Genomic DNA, 16,992 nt, shown 5'->3' with positions numbered 1-16,992 from the left:
AAATAACCTGGCGCTGGGTGGTGGATAAATGCCCAAACAACCTTGCGAACACTATCCCTTGCAGTTGCAGACGAGCTGGCAAGCCAACGCGCAGGCGTGGACTGATGCGGTGCGCGGGCACCGCATTGCCAGCCGGCGTTTGGCCACCGATGCAGCAATTGTTCTGGCTATTGGCGAAGTGCAGCCGCAGCGCGCACTCGACATCGGGTGCGGCGAAGGTTGGCTGTGCCGCGCGATGAGCCAGCAAGGCATTGAGGCGGTCGGCATCGATGGTTCGCCCGCCCTGATCGAGGCGGCGCGCCGTGCAGATCCCAATACTGGCCGTTATCAGCTGTGCAGTTATGCCGAGCTTGCAGCGGGCATGCCCGAGTTAGGCCGCTTTGATTTGCTGGTGGCTAATTTTGCATTGCTCGAAGAACAATTGGGCCCCTTGTTACAGGCCTTGCACGGGCTGACGGCGAAGCAGGGCAAGTTGCTGATTCAGACCTTGCATCCAAAAGCGGCAATGCCAGCCTGGGGCTATAGCGACGGTTGGCAGATTGAGACATTCGCAAGCCTGGCCGGTGGTTTTGTGCAGCCCATGCCGTGGTACTACCGAACAACCGAATCGTGGCTGCAATTATTGGCCGGCAGCGGCTGGCAACTACACTGGTTAAGACAACCTCAGGTTGCAGACAGTGAACATCCGGCGTCGCTGCTGCTCCTGCTTGAGTCTGCCGACGGCAAGTGAGCGCAGAGTATTAGCGGTTTTGTGTTTAGCTACTGCGGCGGACGAGGAGGCAATGATGGTGCAACAGAGCTGTTTGATTCCCTGCATACGTTATCGGGATGCCCCCGCTGCGCTCGACTGGCTGTGTGAGAACTTCGGTTTTACCCGGCATCTGGTCGTCAGCGATCGCCACGGCGGCATTGCTCATGCACAACTCACGCTGGGCAACAGCATGCTGATGCTCGGCTCAACGGTGGACTCGGAATACGGTCGGCTGATGCGCTCGCCCGAGCATGCAGGCGGTTGCACGCAAAGCCTGTATCTGCTGGTGGATGATGCGGATGTGCTGTACCGCCGCGCGGTGGCCGCGGGTGCTGAAATCGTTATCGACATCAAGGATGAAGGTTATGGCGGCAGGGGTTTCACTTGCCGCGATCCGGAAGGGCATGTCTGGAGCTTTGGCACTTATGACCCGTGGGCAAGGTGAGTAGCGGCCCGCAGCCAAATCCACAGATTCAGACCCGCTTTTCAATTCTCGGCACGGGCATTCACTGCCCGGACAAGCTGCCCGCTCGCTTTATCCATCAGTGCGCACGCGCATTGGCCGTACCACCCAGATTTCGACACAGCCTCGAACCAGACGCCACCTATCAACGTGCGACGCTGACGCCTTCGAGGTTGGAGAACGAGGTGTCTTTGGCGGTCAGCAGGAAGTCGCGCATAAAGGGCGCATCGAGCATGTCGGTCCGGATCCCTGCGTACAGGGTGGCAAACAGGCCTTTTTCGCCCAGACGTTTGGCAGTCACGTAGCCACGTGAGCTGTATTCATGCAGGGCCCAATTGGGCAGGCCGCAAACGCCCCGGCCGCTGGCGACCAGTTGCATCATCATCACCGTTAGTTCCGAGGTGCGCACTTGCGCCGGCTCGACGTCTGCTGGCTCCAGAAAGCGGGTGAAAATATCCAGCCGGTCGCGTTCGACGGGGTAGGTGATCAGGGTTTCGTTCTCAAGGTCTTGCGGGTTGATGCACGGCTTGCCCGCCAGTGCATGCTGGTTGGCGACTGCGAGCATGGCCTCGTAAGTGAATAACGGCACGTAGGTAATCCCAGCCAACTCCAGCGGGTCGGACGTTACAACCAGATCGAGATCGCCACGGGCCAGCGCCGGTAAAGGGGCGAACGAGAAGCCGGAGGCCAGGTCCAGTTCAACTTCCGGCCAGGCATCGCGGAACTGGTCGATGGTTGGCATCAGCCACTGAAAGCAACTGTGGCATTCAATCGCCATGTGCAGGCGGCCTGCCGTGCCGCCGGCCAGTCGCGACAAGTCGCGCTCGGCGCTGCGCAGCATGGGCAACACCGCGTCGGACAATTGCAGTAAACGCAGACCGGCGCTGGTAAAGCGCACCGGCTTGGTCTTGCGCACGAACAGTTGCATACCGAGGCGTTCTTCCAGCTCCTTGAACTGATGCGAAAGCGCCGACTGAGTGAGGTGCAAGCGCTCGGCAGCCTCCACCAGGCTGTCGCATTCGCGCAGCGCGTGCAGGGTTTTCAAGTGGCGTAATTCAAGCATGGTGGCCTCGGCAGTAAAGCGGGTGAGCGAACGGGTGGCGCAATAGCGATTGATACAATCATGAATAATATTACAGATGAAAACGAATATCTTGAGTTTGTTTCATGAGGGAGCCTTGTCGACAATAGCGCCATCACTTACACAGGAGCGTTTAAACATGGCCGTGTCACATTCCCTCGGATTTCCGCGCATCGGTGCTGACCGAGAGTTAAAAAAAGCCCTGGAGGCCCATTGGAAGGGTGAACTGGACGAAGCTGGCCTGCGCCTGGCCGGCAAACAATTGCGCGCCGCGCATTGGCAGCTGCAACAAGACGCCGGGTTAGACCTGCTGCCCGTCGGCGACTTCGCCTGGTACGACCAGGTACTGACTCATTCGCTGAGCTTCGGGGTTATTCCTCAGCGCTTCAAGCCGCAATCGGGCGCGCCGGGTCTCGACACCTTGTTCGCCATGGCGCGTGGTGTGAGCCAGCGCTGCTGCGGCCAGCATGACAGCGCCGGACATGCGCTTGAAATGACCAAATGGTTCGACACCAACTATCACTATCTGGTGCCGGAATTCACTGCCGATCAGCAATTCCAACTGAGTTGGGAGCAGCTGTTTGAGGAAGTGGACGAAGCCCATGCGCTGGGCCACAAGGTCAAGCCGGTGGTCATTGGTCCGTTAACGTATCTGTGGCTGGGCAAGGCCAAGGGCGAGGCATTCGACAAGCTTGAGCTGCTCGACAGATTGCTGCCGCTGTACGGTGAAATTCTCACGCGTCTGGCCGCTCAGGGCGTGGAGTGGGTGCAGATCGACGAGCCGATTCTGGGCCTCGATTTGCCGCAGGACTGGAAGAACGCCTTCGAACGCGCCTACAACCTGATCCAGCACGCGCCGCTTAAAAAGCTGGTGGCCTGCTACTTCAGCGGCCTTGAAGACAACCTCGGCCTGGCAGTCAACTTGCCGGTTGATGGCTTGCACGTCGATCTGGTGCGCGCGCCAGAGCAATTGCCGATGCTGCTCGATCGTCTGCCAGCCTATAAAGTGCTGTCGCTGGGCGTGGTTAACGGTCGCAACGTCTGGGGCTGTGACCTTGAGGCTGCCTTGTCGCAATTGCAGCAGGCTGAACAGCGCTTCGCAGGCAATCTTTGGGTGGCTGGCTCTTGCTCGTTGCTGCACAGCCCGGTCGATCTGCGTCGTGAAGACCAACTCGATGATGAGCTGAAAGGCTGGCTGGCGTTTGCCGTGCAAAAATGTGCAGAGATTGCGGTTCTGACCAAGGCCCTGAACAACCCGCAATCGCCTGAAGTTATCCGTGTGCTTGAGCACAGCGCCGAGATTCAGCGCAGTCGCGCCAGTTCGACACGTATCCATAAAGAGGCTGTGCATCAGCGTCTCGCTGCCATCACCGCCGCCGACAGCCAGCGTACTTCGGCGTTTTCCGAGCGTATCGAGCTGCAGCGCAGCCGCTTGCAATTGCCTGCGTTCCCGACCACAACCATTGGCTCGTTCCCGCAGACCCCGGCGATTCGCCTGGCGCGTCAGGCATTCAAGCAGGGCAAGCTTTCGCGCAGTGACTATACCGAGGCCATGTACAGCGAAATCCGCCACGCCGTGACGATTCAGGAAAACCTCGGGCTGGATGTGCTGGTGCACGGTGAAGCCGAGCGCAACGACATGGTCGAGTACTTTGCCGAGCAAATCGATGGCTACGCATTTACCCGCTTCGGTTGGGTGCAAAGCTACGGCTCGCGCTGCGTGAAGCCTGCAATCATTGTCGCAGATCTGAGCCGTCCGCAGCCGATGACCGTGGACTGGATTCGCTACGCCCAAGGGCTTACCAACAAGGTGATGAAAGGCATGCTCACCGGCCCGGTCACCATGCTGATGTGGTCGTTCCCGCGCGAGGATGTCAGCCGTGAAGTGCAGGCCAGGCAGTTGGCACTGGCCATTCGCGATGAGGTTGTAGATCTGGAAGCGGCAGGCATTCGCATCGTGCAGATCGATGAGGCGGCCTTCCGTGAAGGCTTGCCGCTGCGCAAGGCTGCGTGGCAAGGCTACCTCGATTGGGCCACCGAGGCATTTCGCCTGTGCGCTTCGGGTGTGCGTGACGAAACGCAGATTCACACCCACATGTGCTACAGCGAGTTCAATGACGTAATCGAGTCGATTGCGGCCATGGACGCGGATGTCATCACCATCGAAACCTCGCGTTCCGACATGGAGTTGCTGGATGCGTTCGAGGCGTTCGCCTATCCCAATGACATTGGCCCCGGCGTGTATGACATTCACTCGCCGCGCGTGCCCGACAGCCGCGAGATGATCAAACTCATGAGCAAGGCGGTGAAACGCATTCCCGCCGAGCGCCTGTGGGTAAACCCGGACTGCGGCCTTAAAACCCGCGCCTGGCCCGAAACCGAAGCCGCGCTGATCAACATGGTCTCCGCTGCCCGGCAACTGCGGGCGGCGCTGAGCGCTTAAGCCCAAACCCGCCCGCCGTTTAACGGTTGGGCGGGTTTTTTCGGTTTAAGCGATGACCGCTGGGCAGGGTTCATTAAAGTGTCATCGAAGTGTGGCAGCGCGCTCGCCTGAATAACATCAAACTCGCGTCCTAATGGGGTTCTGCGTTTCGGGTGTTTTATGCGTGTTGTATTTTTTCTGGTCGCACTCTTTTGCGGCTTTTCAGTTCAGGCAGCAGACCGTTGCAATACCAGCGTGCCGACCGAGATGGTCGATGTCGGTGATGTGCGCCTTGCCTATCAGAGCATTGGTCGCGAGCGTGATCCGGTTTTGCTGTTGGTAATGGGCCTGGGTGGGCAGTTGATCCACTGGCCCGATGAAGTGGTAAAACCGCTTTGTGAACAAGGCTTTCGGGTGATCCGTTTTGACAATCGCGATGTCGGTTTGAGTGCCTGGATTGGTCAGCCAGCGCCGGACATTAATCTGGCCTACGAGGCATTGCGCTATCGGTTGGGTCTGACAGTGGCGTCACCTTACAGTCTGCGTGACATGGCCGGCGATGCACTGGGCCTGATGGATGCCATCGGGGTTAAGCGCTTCCATGTGCTGGGTGCGAGCATGGGCGGCATGATCGCTCAACATCTGGCTGATATAGCGCCGCAACGGGTCGAGAGCCTGACCCTGATTATGACCAGCACTGGCGCGGCGGGATTACCGGCACCCAGCGCGAAGTTACTCGAATTACTGGCGCGCCGTGAAGCGCCCAATCGCGAGGCCGCGCTGGAGCAGCAGGCGGATTTACTCGCAGCCTTGGGCAGCCCGTCGGTGACTGATGATCGTCAGGCGTTATTGCACGAAGCGCAGGTTTCTTACGACCGTGCGTTCAATCCGCAAGGTGTCGAGCGGCAAATACTGGCGATTCTGGCCGAGCCGAGCCGCGTGGACATGCTCAACAAACTTCAGGTGCCAACGCTGGTGGTGCATGGCACTGCCGATCCGCTGCTGCCGGTGATGCATGGTGTGCATGTTGCTGCGCATATCAAGGGCAGTCAGTTGCGTCTGATTCCAGGGCTTGCGCACCGCTTTCAGGAGGCTTTCAAGGCGCCGCTGTTGTCGGCGGTGCTCCCGTATCTGCAAGAGCAACGCATGGAAGACGATCACCTGGCCAATCTCTAAACATCGTTCGCGACGCCTTAGCTGATCAGCGCGCTTTCGGCGGCGACTGCCAGCTTGGCCTCAAGGTAGGCGCTCAGTTGCGCTTGCTCTTGCGGGCTCATGAACAGTTGCAGTTTGCTGCGGCGCCAGAGAATGTCTGGCGCGGTGATAGCCCATTCGTGCTCGCACAAATAGTCCACTTCGCGTTGATACAACCCGGCTCCAAAATGCTGGCCGAGATCGCGAATGTTTTGGGTATTACTCAACAGTGAGTAACTCCGGCTGCCGTAACTGTGCGCCCAGCGCTGGGCCACTGCGATGGGCAGCCATTCGTGCTCACGGTGCAATTGTTCACCCAGTTCGTTGGCGTCTGTGATGTTTTCAGCGCCCGGCAGCGGGTGCTTGGCGGTCCATTCGGGGCCAGCCTTGGGGAAGAACGGCGCGAGTAACTCCAGCGCCGATTCGGCGAGTCGCCGGTAGGTCGTGAGCTTACCGCCAAACACCGACAGCAACGGCGCCTCACCGGGATTGCCCGATATCGACAGCGTGTAGTCACGGGTGACAGCGGAAGGGTCATCCGACTCGTCATCGCACAGCGGCCGCACGCCGGAGAAGCTGTGCAGAATGTCCTCCGGGCTTAGTTGGCGCTTGAAGTGATCATTCACCACGTCCAGTAAATACTGAGTCTCGCTGGGGCTGATGCTCACATGGTTGGCGTCACCGTGATATTCCTCATCGGTGGTGCCGATCATCGTGAATGCACCCAGATACGGAATGGCGAAGACGATACGACGGTCTTCATTTTGCAGGATGTAGGCCTGATCACCCTCGAACTGGCGCTCGACAATTATGTGGCTGCCCTTGATCAGGCGAATACCGTAAGGCGATTGCTGTTTCAGTTCTTCACTCAACACTTTCGCAACCCAGGGGCCGGCGGCATTGACCAGCGCGCGCGCACGAATCGCAAACAGCGTGCCGTCTTTGCGTTCCAGGTGAATGTGCCATACACCGCGGGTGCGCCGGGCGCTGATGCAACGGGTTTGAGTGTGCACATGCGCGCCATGCTCGTGGGCGTCCAGTGCGTTGAGAACGACCAGGCGGGCGTCATCGACCCAACAATCGGAGTATTCAAAGCCGCGTTTGATGGTGTTTTTAAGCGGGCTTTGGCTACCGAAGCGCAGGCCTTTCGAGCCTGCCAGTTTCTCTCGCTTGCCCAGATGGTCGTACAGAAACAAACCGGCGCGAATCATCCATGCGGGCCGCAGGTGAGGCCGGTGCGGCAAGATGAAGCGCATGGGTTTTATGATATGTGGCGCCTTGGCCAATAACACCTCACGCTCCGCCAGCGCTTCACGCACCAGTCGGAATTCGTAGTGCTCAAGGTAGCGCAGGCCGCCGTGGATCAGTTTGCTGCTGGCCGAGGAGGTGTGCTCGCCAAGGTCGTCTTTCTCGCACAGAAAAACGCTCAGCCCGCGGCCCGCTGCATCAGCAGCAATGCCGGCGCCATTGATACCGCCGCCGATTACCGCCAGATCGTAGACCTCGGCAAAAGGAGGATGAGGCTGAGAATGCGGGAGCATGGCAACACCTGTGGTCGAAATCGAACTTTAAATGTTCACTTTCGAACTTAGCCTAGTTGAACCCTCTGTGATTAACCAGGCCAGCCGTCAGAACCCCATACATACCAGAAGATGGTTACCAATCAACCTGTACGTTCTGCGCTTTGAGGCGTTTCATTAGTTCGGTATTGGGCTTGGCGTCGGTGAATATCCGGTCCAGCAGTTCTATTCCGCCGAGGCGCACCAGCGCATTGCGTCCGAACTTGCTGGAGTCGGCAGCCAGATACACCTGTCTTGCATTGTTGATAATGGCTTGCGAGGCGCGCACTTCCTCGTAATCGAAGTCCAACAGACTGCCGTCATGATCAATCCCGCTGATTCCAACCAGGGCGTAATCGACCTTGAACTGGCGGATGAAATCCACGGTGGCTTGCCCGACAACCCCGCCGTCCGCGCGCACTGTTCCTCCGGCCAGCAACACTTCGAAATCCGGCTTGCAGCTCATCAGGGCCGCGACGTGCAGGTTGTTGGTAATAACTTTCAAACCCTTGTGTTTGAGTAACGCCCGCGCAACTGCTTCGGTGGTGGTGCCAATATTGATGAACAGCGAGCAGTGGTCGGGAATATGCGCGGCGAGGGCTTCGCCGATCTGACGTTTCTCGTCGCGCATCTGCTGGGCGCGCATGGTGTACGCCGTGTTCTCGGTACTTGAGGCTTCACTGGCTGCGCCGCCGTGGGTGCGCCGCAAAAGGCCCAGCGTTGCCAGGTGATTGATGTCGCGGCGGATGGTTTGCGGGGTCACGCTAACCGCTTGGCTCAGCTCATCAATGCTGGCGTAGCCTTGCGCCTGAGTAATCCTGAGTATCTCGCTTTGACGGGGCGTCAGACTCATTCGCATGATCCCTCGGATCGCATCACTGTGGGCGGCTGCAAACTGATTTCAGCCTCACGAAGCTTGCATATCGGCTTGCACTAAAACCGTATCAGACCCTAATGTAAGCATACTTCAGCTTACTTTTTCACAATCGAACATGACTCCAGCTATAGATCTCCTGAAAAAGGCCAAGGCCGCGCACACGGTTCACAGCTATCAGCACGACCCCAAAGCGGCCTCTTATGGGCTTGAGGCAGCTGAAAAGCTTGGCCTGCAGCCGGAACGGGTATTCAAGACGCTACTGGCCGCCAGTGAAAAGGGCGAGTTGCTGGTTGCTGTCGTGCCGGTGGCGGGTAGCCTCGATTTGAAAGCCTTGGCGCATGCCGCTGGCGTTAAAAAGGCCGACATGGCGGACCCGCAAGCGGCGCAACGGGCAACCGGTTATTTACTGGGCGGCATTAGCCCGCTGGGGCAAAAGAAACGCCTGCGCACATTTATCGATCAGACCGCGCAGGATTATCCGAGCATCTATGTCAGTGCTGGGCGGCGTGGACTTGAGGTTGAGTTGGCCGCTGCCGTTCTCGCGCTACACACGCAGGCCGCATTCGCCAGTATTGGCCGCGAGTAAGACGCGCGTTTGGCGCTGCAACAATCACAATAAGGGATGAACATGCCTGAGTACCTGCTAGCCATCGATCAGGGCACGACCAGCAGTCGCGCCATTGTTTTCAGCAAGCAGGGCAAGGCCGTTGCCAGTGCACAGGAGGAGTTCAAACAATACTTCCCTGAGGATGGCTGGGTCGAACATGACCCGCAGGCGCTCTGGCAAACCACGCTGGATGTTTGTCGCAAGGCACTCTCGCAAGGCGGCGTTGAAGCGGCGGATATCGTTGCCATCGGCATTACCAACCAGCGTGAAACCACACTGGTCTGGGACGCTGAAAATGGTCAGGCGATCTATCCGGCGATTGTCTGGCAAGACCGGCGCACGGCGGATTATTGCGCCGAACTGAAAGAGGCCGGGCATGAACCCATGGTGGCGGCAGCTTCCGGTTTGCTGATCGATCCGTATTTTTCCGCGACCAAGTTGCGCTGGATTTTGCAGCACGTCCCCGGTGCGCGTGAGCGGGCAGAACGCGGCGAGTTGCGTTTCGGCACGGTGGACAGTTTCCTGCTGTGGCATCTCACAGGCGGCAAGTCGCACAAGACCGACGCGACCAATGCGTCGCGCACCATGTTGTTCAATATTCACACCCAGCAGTGGGACGAAGACCTGCTGGCGCTGTTCGACATCCCGCGCAATATGCTCCCGGAAGTGCTGGATTGCGCCGCTGATTTTGGCAATACCGAGGCCGGGTTATTCGGCGCCGCCATTCCGGTTTACGGGGTTGCCGGTGATCAACAGGCAGCGTTGTTCGGTCAGGCGTGCTTCAAACCGGGCATGATCAAGAGCACTTACGGTACCGGCTGTTTCATGATTCAGAACACCGGCGACACGGCCGTGTCATCACAGCATCGATTGCTGACCACGGTTGGCTACCGCCTCGATGGCAAGGTCACTTATGCGGTCGAGGGCAGTATTTTTGTCGCGGGCGCAGCCGTGCAGTGGTTGCGCGACGGAATCAAGCTGATCAGTCATGCCCGCGAGAGTGAAGCGCTGGCCGAGCAGACTGGCGATGCGTGCGGCGTGTATCTGGTGCCAGCCTTCACCGGTTTGGGCGCGCCGTACTGGGACCCGAAAGCGCGGGGGGCAATTTTCGGCCTGACGCGTGATACCGGGATCAAAGAGATTGTCACCGCCGGTTTGCAATCGGTGTGCTATCAAACCCTGGATCTGCTTGTGGCCATGCGTCAGGACGGCGCCGCTGCGCCAAGTGCGTTGCGTGTTGATGGCGGCATGGTCGAAAATAATTGGCTGATGCAGTTCCTCGCCAATATCCTTGGTGTGACTGTCGAGCGCCCGCAGGTTACCGAAACCACGGCGTTGGGCGTGGCATATCTGGCAGGTTTGCAGGCGGGCGTCCACAGCAGCCTGGAAGAAATTGCTGAACACTGGAATTGTCAGCAACGTTTCGCCTCCACAATCAGCCTCGAACACCGTGAACGCTTGTATAAAGGTTGGCTGGACGCGGTAGGCCGTGTGCGCAGCGAGCCCCTTTGACTGAGTGGATTAGCCAAGCATGGACAAACACCGCTGATGACACGTTCTGCCGTTCGCCTCGGCTGGGCGTTGGGTTTGCTGCTAAGCAGCGCTGCGTATGCTGACGAGGCCCCGGAGAAGCTGGTTATCGCGGGTGATGTTTGGTGTCCGATCAACTGCCCTAAAAATGCCGAACAGCCCGGACTGTTTGTCGAGTTGGCGCAGCAGATTTTTGCCGAATCCGGAATTCAAGTCGAATACCGGGTGATCAACTGGGCCCGTGCCGTGCACGACACGCGTCGCGGTAAGCTCAACGCGCTGATTGGTGCGGGCGTTGAAGATGCCCCCGGCTTTGTGTTCACCGCAACCGCCCCCGGCATTTCTCAAATGTGCTTTTTCTCCCGCTCCGACAATGCCTGGCGTTATGGCGGCGTCGAGTCATTGGCGTCGATTTCGTTCGGCGCCATTAACAGCTACAGCTACGGCGCTGAGCTGGACAGCTATATCCATAGCCATCAGCAAGACTCGCGCAAAGTCCAGCTCGCCTCGGGTGACAACGCCTTGGCCATCAATGTCGATAAAGTGCGCATGGGCCGCATCGATGCCACGATTGAGAACAGTTGGGTCATGGCGTATTACCTCAGTCACAGAGCTGCAGATGAGCAACTGCAAGAGGTCGGTTGTCGGACAAATTCGCTGCCCATTTATCTGGCATTTTCGCCAGCCCTGGAGTCGAGCAAGCGCTACCGTGATATTTTTGAAGCCGGTTTACAGCGTTTCCAGCGCGACGGTCGTATGACTCGTTTGTTGTCGCGCTACGGATTGCAACCGCTGAGTACGCACCTTCCGCGCTGAAAGCCCTTTGCCGTATGACGGAGTTACCGATGTATCAACTAACTGACTTGCTTCACCTCATGGCCCGTCTGCGCGACCCGCAGCATGGTTGCCCGTGGGATTTGCAGCAGTCGTACACAAGCATTGTGCCGCACACCCTTGAAGAAGCTTATGAAGTCGCCGATGCGATTGAGTCCGCTGACTTCGAGCACTTGCCCGGCGAATTGGGTGATCTGCTGTTTCAGGTGGTTTATTACTGCCAGTTGGCAGGCGAAGAAGGGCGCTTTGGCTTTGCCGATGTCGTCGACTCGATTACCCGCAAGCTGGTGCGCCGTCATCCGCATGTGTTCCCCGATGGCGATCTGTATGCAACACCCGGCTCGGTGACGTTAAGCGACGTTGAGGTGAAACAGCGCTGGGAGCAGATCAAGGCCGAGGAGCGCGCCGAGCGTGCCAGTGAGCCGCAACAGCTCTCATTGCTCGATGACGTGCCAGCGGCAATGCCTGCGCTAACCCGCGCAGCCAAACTGCAAAAGCGCGCGGCGCAGGTGGGTTTCGACTGGCCCGAGGCATTGCCTGTGGTGGATAAAGTGCGCGAGGAGCTGGATGAAGTACTGGAGGCAATGAGCGAAAATGATCCGGATGCGATTGCCGAAGAAATAGGCGATTTGCTTTTTGTCGTGACCAACCTGGCCCGACACCTTAAAGTTGAGCCTGAGTCGGCTTTGCGTGCGGCCAACAACAAGTTCGAGAGACGCTTTCGTTTCATCGAACAGGCATTGCGCGAAACCGGCCGCGCCATTGAAAATTGCGATCTGGAAGAGTTGGATGCACTTTGGGGCGAGGCCAAGAAACTCGAAAAGCTGGGTTCTGCCTCCGCTTGTTAAGTTGAATTTTGCAGGTGCGCGTGGCGAGTCACTGCGCATCAAATGATTGTGAGTATGGGAAGGTTATGGCTCTATCACTACGCGACCAGTTGCTCAAAGCCGGTCTGGTCAATGAGAAGCAGGCCAAGCAGGTCAGCAAACAGCAGCAAAAGCAAAAGCGCATGGAGCATAAAGGTCAGGTAGAAAAAGACCAGACTCAGCAGCTTGCCGCCCAGCAGGCTGCAGCGGAAAAGCTGGCTCGCGATCAGGAGCTGAATCGCCAGCAGAAAGAAAAGGCCGAGCAAAAGGCCAAGGCCGCGCAGGTCAAGCAATTGATCGAAGTGTCGCGCCTGCCGAAGCTGACAACCGAGGACTATTACAATTTTGTTGATAACAAAAAGGTAAAACGTATTTCGGTAAATGAACTGATGCGCAACAAACTCAGCAGCGGCTCGCTGGCTATCGTCACCCATGGTGGCGGCTATGAAGTGATCCCGCGCGAAGCCGCCCTGAAAATTCAGGAGCGCGACCCGCATCGAATTATCCTGCTCAACACCCCAACCGAAGCACCAGACGCCGATGATCCTTACGCGGCCTATCAAGTCCCGGATGACCTGATGTGGTGACCCTGCGCTAAATCAGCGCTTGAGGTTAAAACACCCCGCACGAATTTCAATTTCGTGCGGGGTGTTTTTTTGGGGGTGACACCGCTTGCGGCAGTGATTTTATGCGCAGCGTGGCCCTGCCAGCCCTTAGTATTGAAAGCTGCTAGTAGTTATTTTTCCATACGGAAAAGCAGCTTTTATGCGGGCTGAATAACAGTATTAGCTATATGTTTTGTGGCGTCTCCTGACGGCTCGGTGTCTTGTATCAGCGATTGCTGATCCTGCCTCAGGCTTTGTAGATCAGGATGTCTACGTCACTTACAGTATGGAAGCTTTATGAGTGCTAATGCAGGCCAGGATGTTGAATATAAAAACGATGAAATTGATTTAGTCACCCTGGTCCAGGATCTATGGAAACAACGCCTGATCATTCTCGGCGTTATGGGGTTGGTTGGGTTGGCTGCGGTTGCTTATGTACAGATAGCCACGCCTTATTATCAGACGCAGAGTGTGCTTAAAGCTGCGTCCCTCAAAAGCTTCGATCAACTCAATCTCACCGGTGTACATGAAATTGATCGCGATCAAGTGCTCAAGCGTATAGGTGGAGCGCTAGAGTCATATTCCACTCGCTATGCGTTTTTCCAGGAAAACCCTGGGCTTTTCAAAGCGGTTGAGCGGCCAGGTGAGTCGCTGGAGCAGGCTTTTCAACAGTTGAATAAAACTGCATTTAAGATACTCAAGCCGGATTTAAAAAAGCCTGATTCGTTGTTCAACTATGTCGGCTTGAGTTTCGTCTACCCACAAGGCGTGGATGGGCCGGCTGTGGTCAATGGCATGATCAGCTTTGCAACCGCCGATGTGCGTAAGCGCATTGCGTCGGAGATTAATACGCTGATCGCAAACCGCCTGAATAAGCTGCAAAGTAAAATCGTTTCTGCGCGAAAAGGCTATGAAACAACCAAACAGTCGAAGGTTGCCGAGTTATTGGAGGCTGACAGCATCATGCGCGCCAATTTGAATGATGAATTGGCAAGCGTGCGTCAGGAGTTAAATCTCAAGCGTGAGAATCGTATCAAGCAGCTCAGCGAAGCCATCATGATCGCTGAGAAGCTGGGCATACATAAACCCGCCACGCCCTCATCCATGGGCGATGAAAGTCATCAGTCGCAGGGCAATACGATCCGCACCGAAGTCAATAATCAACGGATTCCGTTGTATTTCATGGGTACAGAAGCCCTTAGCGCTGAGCGTGAAGCATTGAGCCTGCGTGAATCCGATGATTTTACCGGGGAGCGTATTGGTGAGATTGAAATGAAGTTGCGGATGCTCAAGGAAAACCGTCAGGTTGAGGCGCTGCTCAAGCGTGATAATGATGATCTGTTCCTGGAGAAGCTGGCCAAGTGGAACGAGGAAATCTCATTCTTAACCGAACTGAAACCGGAATTGCTGTTGCAAGACTTGGTCATTGTTGACCAGCCAGCCATCGAGCCGCTTGCACCGATCAAGCCCAAGAAGCTGTTGATCGTCACATTGGGGTTAGTGTTAGGGGCGTTTTTGGGTGGTTTCATTGCGCTGATAAGGGTGATGATGGCAAACACAGCCGCAAGCCGAACACCCAGATAGTGCTTTTTGCGGGTATCACACCATTTCAGATTCAAGTTTCAGGCATTAAAAAACCGGGCGATGCCCGGTTTTTTAATGTGCCAAAGATTATTTGCCTTTGACCGTTTTGCCTTCAACTGTGCCTTCTTGCAGCATGATCTGGTATTCCTTGCCGTCTTTCTCAACCTGGTTGAGTGCGACCAGCAGATAACCCCAGTCTTTGGCAAACCACAGGGTGGTTTTGCGCTTGCTTTGAGTCGGGTCACGCACGCGTTCAACCTTGATCGCGTCGATCATGCCAGCCTTGGTATTCACGGCCTCCTGACCCAGAACGCGGAAGTCATAGGTTTCAACTTCGTCGCCGTCGATCACCTGGTAACTCATGGTCTTTTTGCCTTCAGCCACGTCATTTTGCAGAGCGATCTGATAGGTCGACTTATCAAGCAGGCCAGCATTGAGCGGCAGTTTGATCGGGTCGCCACGATCTGAGCCGGTGATTTGCTTGGCTTCCCAATTGAAGGTCTGTTCGATTTTCTTGCCTTTGCCCAAGCCGCTGCGCTCGAAGGTGTAGCTCAGCGGTTTGATTGCGGCCTCATCCATGCGGAAAGTGCTTTCCTCATTCAGGCTGGCCACCAGCATGGATGCATTGAAGCTGAGTTGCCAGGTGCCGTCATCGCGGGTTTTGAGGCTGCGCTCAGCAGAGCCGCTGATAGGCAGCTGCTTCCAGTCAGCGGTGTAGCTGGCAGAGAAAGGTTTCAGCTCACCAGCAAACACCGAGGTGCTGAAAAGTGCGAGGGCGAACAGTAAGGCTCGACGCATGTTGTCTCCTAGGTTCGAATCTGGTGGCCGCTGGCAGGCAGTGGCTGATCATCAAGCATTACCCCTTGCGTGCCAAGGTGCAAGCGGCCTTGTGCAAACCAACGAACTGCAAGCGGATAAATTACATGCTCTTGTACGTGTACACGCTCTGCAAGGCTGGCCGGAGTGTCATCGGCATTAACCAGCAGTACTGATTGTAAGACCAATGGGCCGCCATCGAGTTCCTCGGTCACAAAGTGAACGCTGCAGCCGTGCTCGCCGTCACCGGCTTCAAGCGCGCGCTGATGCGTGTGCAAACCCTTGTATTTGGGCAACAGAGAAGGGTGGATGTTGAGCAGTCGGCCTTGATAGTGACGCACGAAACCGCTGGTAAGTATCCGCATGAAACCGGCCAGAACCAGTAGATCCGGGCTGTTTTGATCGATCAGCTCGATCAGGGCGGCGTCAAAGGCTTCGCGGTCGGCAAACTGGCGGTGATCCAGCGAGAAAGCGGGGATTCCCGCCGCCTTGGCTCGCTCCAGGCCGTATGCGTCAGCGCGGTTGGAGATGACCGCGCTGATTCGGGCTGGGTTGTCACCTGTTTGGGTGTCATCAATCAGGGCCTGCAAGTTGCTGCCAGACCCCGATATCAGTACGACTACATTACAGGTACTTGGCATCAATGACTTTTCAGGTTGTTCAGTACAACGCGCTCAGCGCCTTCAGCTGCGGTGCTGATCTGGCCGATCACCCAAGGTTGCTCGCCTTCAGCGCGCAGGGTGTTGAGTGCGGTTTCAACCTGATCCTGCGCTACGCAGATGACCATGCCAACGCCGCAGTTGAGTACGCGGTGCATCTCGTGCTCGTCAACGTTGCCTTGCTCTTGCAGCCAGTCGAATACCGCTGGACGATTCCAGCTGGCGATATCGATGATGGCCTGAGCACCTTCCGGCAGAACGCGCGGAATGTTGTCGAGCAGGCCGCCACCGGTGATGTGGGCCATGGCTTTGACCGCGCCAGTGTCCTTGATCAGCTTGAGCAGTTGCTTGACGTAGATGCGCGTCGGCGCCATCAGCAGTTCAGTCAGCGGTTTGCCATCGAGTTGGATGTTTTCGATGTCGGCACCAGCCACTTCGATAATCTTGCGGATCAGCGAGTAGCCGTTCGAGTGCGGGCCGGAAGACGGCAGGGCAATCAGCGCATCGCCAGTCGCGACTTTCGAACCGTCGATAATTTCAGCTTTTTCGACAACACCGACGCAGAAACCGGCCAGATCGTAGTCTTCGCCTTCGTACATGCCAGGCATTTCGGCCGTTTCGCCGCCCACCAGCGAGCAACCCGCCAGTTCACAGCCTGCGCCAATGCCGGTAACCACTTGCGCGGCAACGTCAACATTGAGCTTGCCGGTGGCGTAGTAGTCGAGGAAAAACAGCGGTTCGGCGCCACATACCACTAGGTCGTTGACGCACATTGCGACCAAGTCCTGGCCGATGCTGTCGTGCTTGTTGAGGTTCAGTGCCAGGCGCAGCTTGGTGCCCACGCCGTCAGTGCCCGAAACCAGCACCGGTTGCTTGTAGCCAGCCGGGATCTCGCAAAGGGCGCCAAAGCCGCCCAAGCCACCCATGACTTCCGGACGAGCAGTGCGCTTGGCGACACTTTTGATGCGTTCAACCAGGGCTTCGCCCGCGTCGATGTCTACACCTGCGTCCTTGTAGCTGATGGAGGGTTGCTTGCTCATAGATCCAGGCCTTTAAAGGAAAATACGGATAAGCTCAGGCAGCAGATGCTACCGCTCTTCGAGGCGCGCGATTTTATCAGGCTTGCCCCCTAGCGGCCACCCAC

Annotated in this window: 16 protein-coding genes; 10 read left to right on the top strand and 6 right to left on the bottom strand. The window is 57.1% G+C overall.

Going from position 1 to position 16,992, the window contains the following annotated elements; translation table 11 throughout:
• The first annotated feature begins 28 nt into the window (after window positions 1–28).
• Entirely contained in the window at window positions 29–730 is a 702-nt protein-coding gene (locus tag BM395_RS15105) for a class I SAM-dependent methyltransferase (RefSeq protein WP_090513261.1), read from the top strand.
• Window positions 731–782: 52 nt separating this feature from the next.
• Window positions 783–1,196: a VOC family protein gene (locus BM395_RS15100; protein WP_170860606.1), complete on the top strand. Its 414-nt coding sequence runs from the start codon at window positions 783–785 to the stop codon at window positions 1,194–1,196.
• A gap of 163 nt (window positions 1,197–1,359) precedes the next feature.
• Here the strand turns inward: BM395_RS15100 and metR are convergent, their stop codons facing one another.
• Complete coding sequence (gene metR, locus BM395_RS15095) at window positions 1,360–2,277, bottom strand: transcriptional regulator MetR (protein ID WP_090513256.1); 918 nt, start codon at window positions 2,275–2,277, stop codon at window positions 1,360–1,362.
• Window positions 2,278–2,434: 157 nt separating this feature from the next.
• On the opposite strand from metR, the gene metE reads away from it, so the two are divergent.
• Entirely contained in the window at window positions 2,435–4,738 is a 2,304-nt protein-coding gene (metE, locus tag BM395_RS15090; protein ID WP_090513254.1) for a 5-methyltetrahydropteroyltriglutamate--homocysteine S-methyltransferase, read from the top strand.
• Window positions 4,739–4,897: 159 nt separating this feature from the next.
• On the top strand, window positions 4,898–5,893 hold the full coding sequence (locus BM395_RS15085) for an alpha/beta fold hydrolase (protein ID WP_090513251.1): 996 nt from the start codon (window positions 4,898–4,900) through the stop codon (window positions 5,891–5,893).
• Between the two features lie 17 nt (window positions 5,894–5,910).
• On the opposite strand, the gene glpD is transcribed toward BM395_RS15085, so the two are convergent.
• Together glpD and BM395_RS15075 are read right to left on the bottom strand one after the other, a co-directional pair.
• Window positions 5,911–7,452, bottom strand: coding sequence for a glycerol-3-phosphate dehydrogenase (gene glpD / locus BM395_RS15080; RefSeq protein ID WP_090513248.1), 1,542 nt, complete (start codon window positions 7,450–7,452; stop codon window positions 5,911–5,913).
• A gap of 115 nt (window positions 7,453–7,567) precedes the next feature.
• Window positions 7,568–8,323: a DeoR/GlpR family DNA-binding transcription regulator gene (locus BM395_RS15075; protein ID WP_090513245.1), complete on the bottom strand. Its 756-nt coding sequence runs from the start codon at window positions 8,321–8,323 to the stop codon at window positions 7,568–7,570.
• 139 nt (window positions 8,324–8,462) lie between these two features.
• On the opposite strand from BM395_RS15075, the gene ybaK reads away from it, so the two are divergent.
• The 6 genes from ybaK to BM395_RS15045 all read left to right on the top strand — a co-directional run bounded on the left by ybaK (window position 8,463) and on the right by BM395_RS15045 (window position 14,373).
• Window positions 8,463–8,933, top strand: coding sequence for a Cys-tRNA(Pro) deacylase (gene ybaK, locus BM395_RS15070; RefSeq protein ID WP_090513242.1), 471 nt, complete (start codon window positions 8,463–8,465; stop codon window positions 8,931–8,933).
• Between the two features lie 42 nt (window positions 8,934–8,975).
• Window positions 8,976–10,466, top strand: coding sequence for a glycerol kinase GlpK (glpK, locus tag BM395_RS15065; RefSeq protein WP_090513574.1), 1,491 nt, complete (start codon window positions 8,976–8,978; stop codon window positions 10,464–10,466).
• 36 nt (window positions 10,467–10,502) lie between these two features.
• Window positions 10,503–11,300, top strand: a complete 798-nt coding sequence (locus BM395_RS15060; protein ID WP_090513240.1) for a substrate-binding periplasmic protein — start codon at window positions 10,503–10,505, stop codon at window positions 11,298–11,300.
• A gap of 29 nt (window positions 11,301–11,329) precedes the next feature.
• Window positions 11,330–12,166 carry a nucleoside triphosphate pyrophosphohydrolase gene (gene mazG, locus BM395_RS15055; RefSeq protein ID WP_090513237.1) on the top strand — a complete coding sequence of 279 codons (837 nt, stop codon included), beginning with the start codon at window positions 11,330–11,332 and terminating at the stop codon, window positions 12,164–12,166.
• A 65-nt stretch (window positions 12,167–12,231) separates the two neighbouring features.
• Window positions 12,232–12,771, top strand: a complete 540-nt coding sequence (locus BM395_RS15050) for a DUF2058 domain-containing protein (RefSeq protein ID WP_069901599.1) — start codon at window positions 12,232–12,234, stop codon at window positions 12,769–12,771.
• A 315-nt stretch (window positions 12,772–13,086) separates the two neighbouring features.
• Window positions 13,087–14,373 carry a Wzz/FepE/Etk N-terminal domain-containing protein gene (locus BM395_RS15045; RefSeq protein ID WP_090513235.1) on the top strand — a complete coding sequence of 429 codons (1,287 nt, stop codon included), beginning with the start codon at window positions 13,087–13,089 and terminating at the stop codon, window positions 14,371–14,373.
• 87 nt (window positions 14,374–14,460) lie between these two features.
• Here BM395_RS15045 and BM395_RS15040 read toward each other — a convergent pair whose 3' ends face one another.
• From BM395_RS15040 to purM, 3 genes are read right to left on the bottom strand one after another with little or no spacing between them, the layout of a single operon-like run.
• Entirely contained in the window at window positions 14,461–15,171 is a 711-nt protein-coding gene (locus BM395_RS15040) for a DUF3108 domain-containing protein (RefSeq protein WP_069901602.1), read from the bottom strand.
• Between the two features lie 8 nt (window positions 15,172–15,179).
• A complete protein-coding gene (purN, locus tag BM395_RS15035) occupies window positions 15,180–15,830 on the bottom strand; it encodes a phosphoribosylglycinamide formyltransferase (protein ID WP_090513232.1) in 651 nt (216 codons plus the stop codon).
• Window positions 15,830–16,888, bottom strand: coding sequence for a phosphoribosylformylglycinamidine cyclo-ligase (gene purM, locus BM395_RS15030; protein ID WP_069901604.1), 1,059 nt, complete (start codon window positions 16,886–16,888; stop codon window positions 15,830–15,832). The genes purN and purM overlap by 1 nt, the downstream gene beginning before the upstream one ends.
• Window positions 16,889–16,992 lie beyond the last annotated feature (104 nt).

Source organism: Pseudomonas marincola (assembly GCF_900116605.1).
GTDB classification, from domain to species: domain Bacteria; phylum Pseudomonadota; class Gammaproteobacteria; order Pseudomonadales; family Pseudomonadaceae; genus Aquipseudomonas; species Aquipseudomonas marincola.
This window is presented reverse-complemented; position numbering and strand designations above follow the sequence as displayed.

Coding starts and splice junctions, on each gene's coding strand:
- glpK (WP_090513574.1), top strand. CDS start 8,976: ATGCCTGAGTACCTGCTAGCCATCGATCAGGGCACGACCAGCAGTCGC.
- BM395_RS15040 (WP_069901602.1), bottom strand. CDS start 15,171: ATGCGTCGAGCCTTACTGTTCGCCCTCGCACTTTTCAGCACCTCGGTG.
- metE (WP_090513254.1), top strand. CDS start 2,435: ATGGCCGTGTCACATTCCCTCGGATTTCCGCGCATCGGTGCTGACCGA.
- metR (WP_090513256.1), bottom strand. CDS start 2,277: ATGCTTGAATTACGCCACTTGAAAACCCTGCACGCGCTGCGCGAATGC.
- BM395_RS15075 (WP_090513245.1), bottom strand. CDS start 8,323: ATGAGTCTGACGCCCCGTCAAAGCGAGATACTCAGGATTACTCAGGCG.
- ybaK (WP_090513242.1), top strand. CDS start 8,463: ATGACTCCAGCTATAGATCTCCTGAAAAAGGCCAAGGCCGCGCACACG.
- BM395_RS15100 (WP_170860606.1), top strand. CDS start 783: ATGATGGTGCAACAGAGCTGTTTGATTCCCTGCATACGTTATCGGGAT.
- BM395_RS15085 (WP_090513251.1), top strand. CDS start 4,898: ATGCGTGTTGTATTTTTTCTGGTCGCACTCTTTTGCGGCTTTTCAGTT.
- BM395_RS15105 (WP_090513261.1), top strand. CDS start 29: ATGCCCAAACAACCTTGCGAACACTATCCCTTGCAGTTGCAGACGAGC.
- BM395_RS15060 (WP_090513240.1), top strand. CDS start 10,503: ATGACACGTTCTGCCGTTCGCCTCGGCTGGGCGTTGGGTTTGCTGCTA.
- mazG (WP_090513237.1), top strand. CDS start 11,330: ATGTATCAACTAACTGACTTGCTTCACCTCATGGCCCGTCTGCGCGAC.
- purM (WP_069901604.1), bottom strand. CDS start 16,888: ATGAGCAAGCAACCCTCCATCAGCTACAAGGACGCAGGTGTAGACATC.
- BM395_RS15050 (WP_069901599.1), top strand. CDS start 12,232: ATGGCTCTATCACTACGCGACCAGTTGCTCAAAGCCGGTCTGGTCAAT.
- BM395_RS15045 (WP_090513235.1), top strand. CDS start 13,087: ATGAGTGCTAATGCAGGCCAGGATGTTGAATATAAAAACGATGAAATT.
- glpD (WP_090513248.1), bottom strand. CDS start 7,452: ATGCTCCCGCATTCTCAGCCTCATCCTCCTTTTGCCGAGGTCTACGAT.
- purN (WP_090513232.1), bottom strand. CDS start 15,830: ATGCCAAGTACCTGTAATGTAGTCGTACTGATATCGGGGTCTGGCAGC.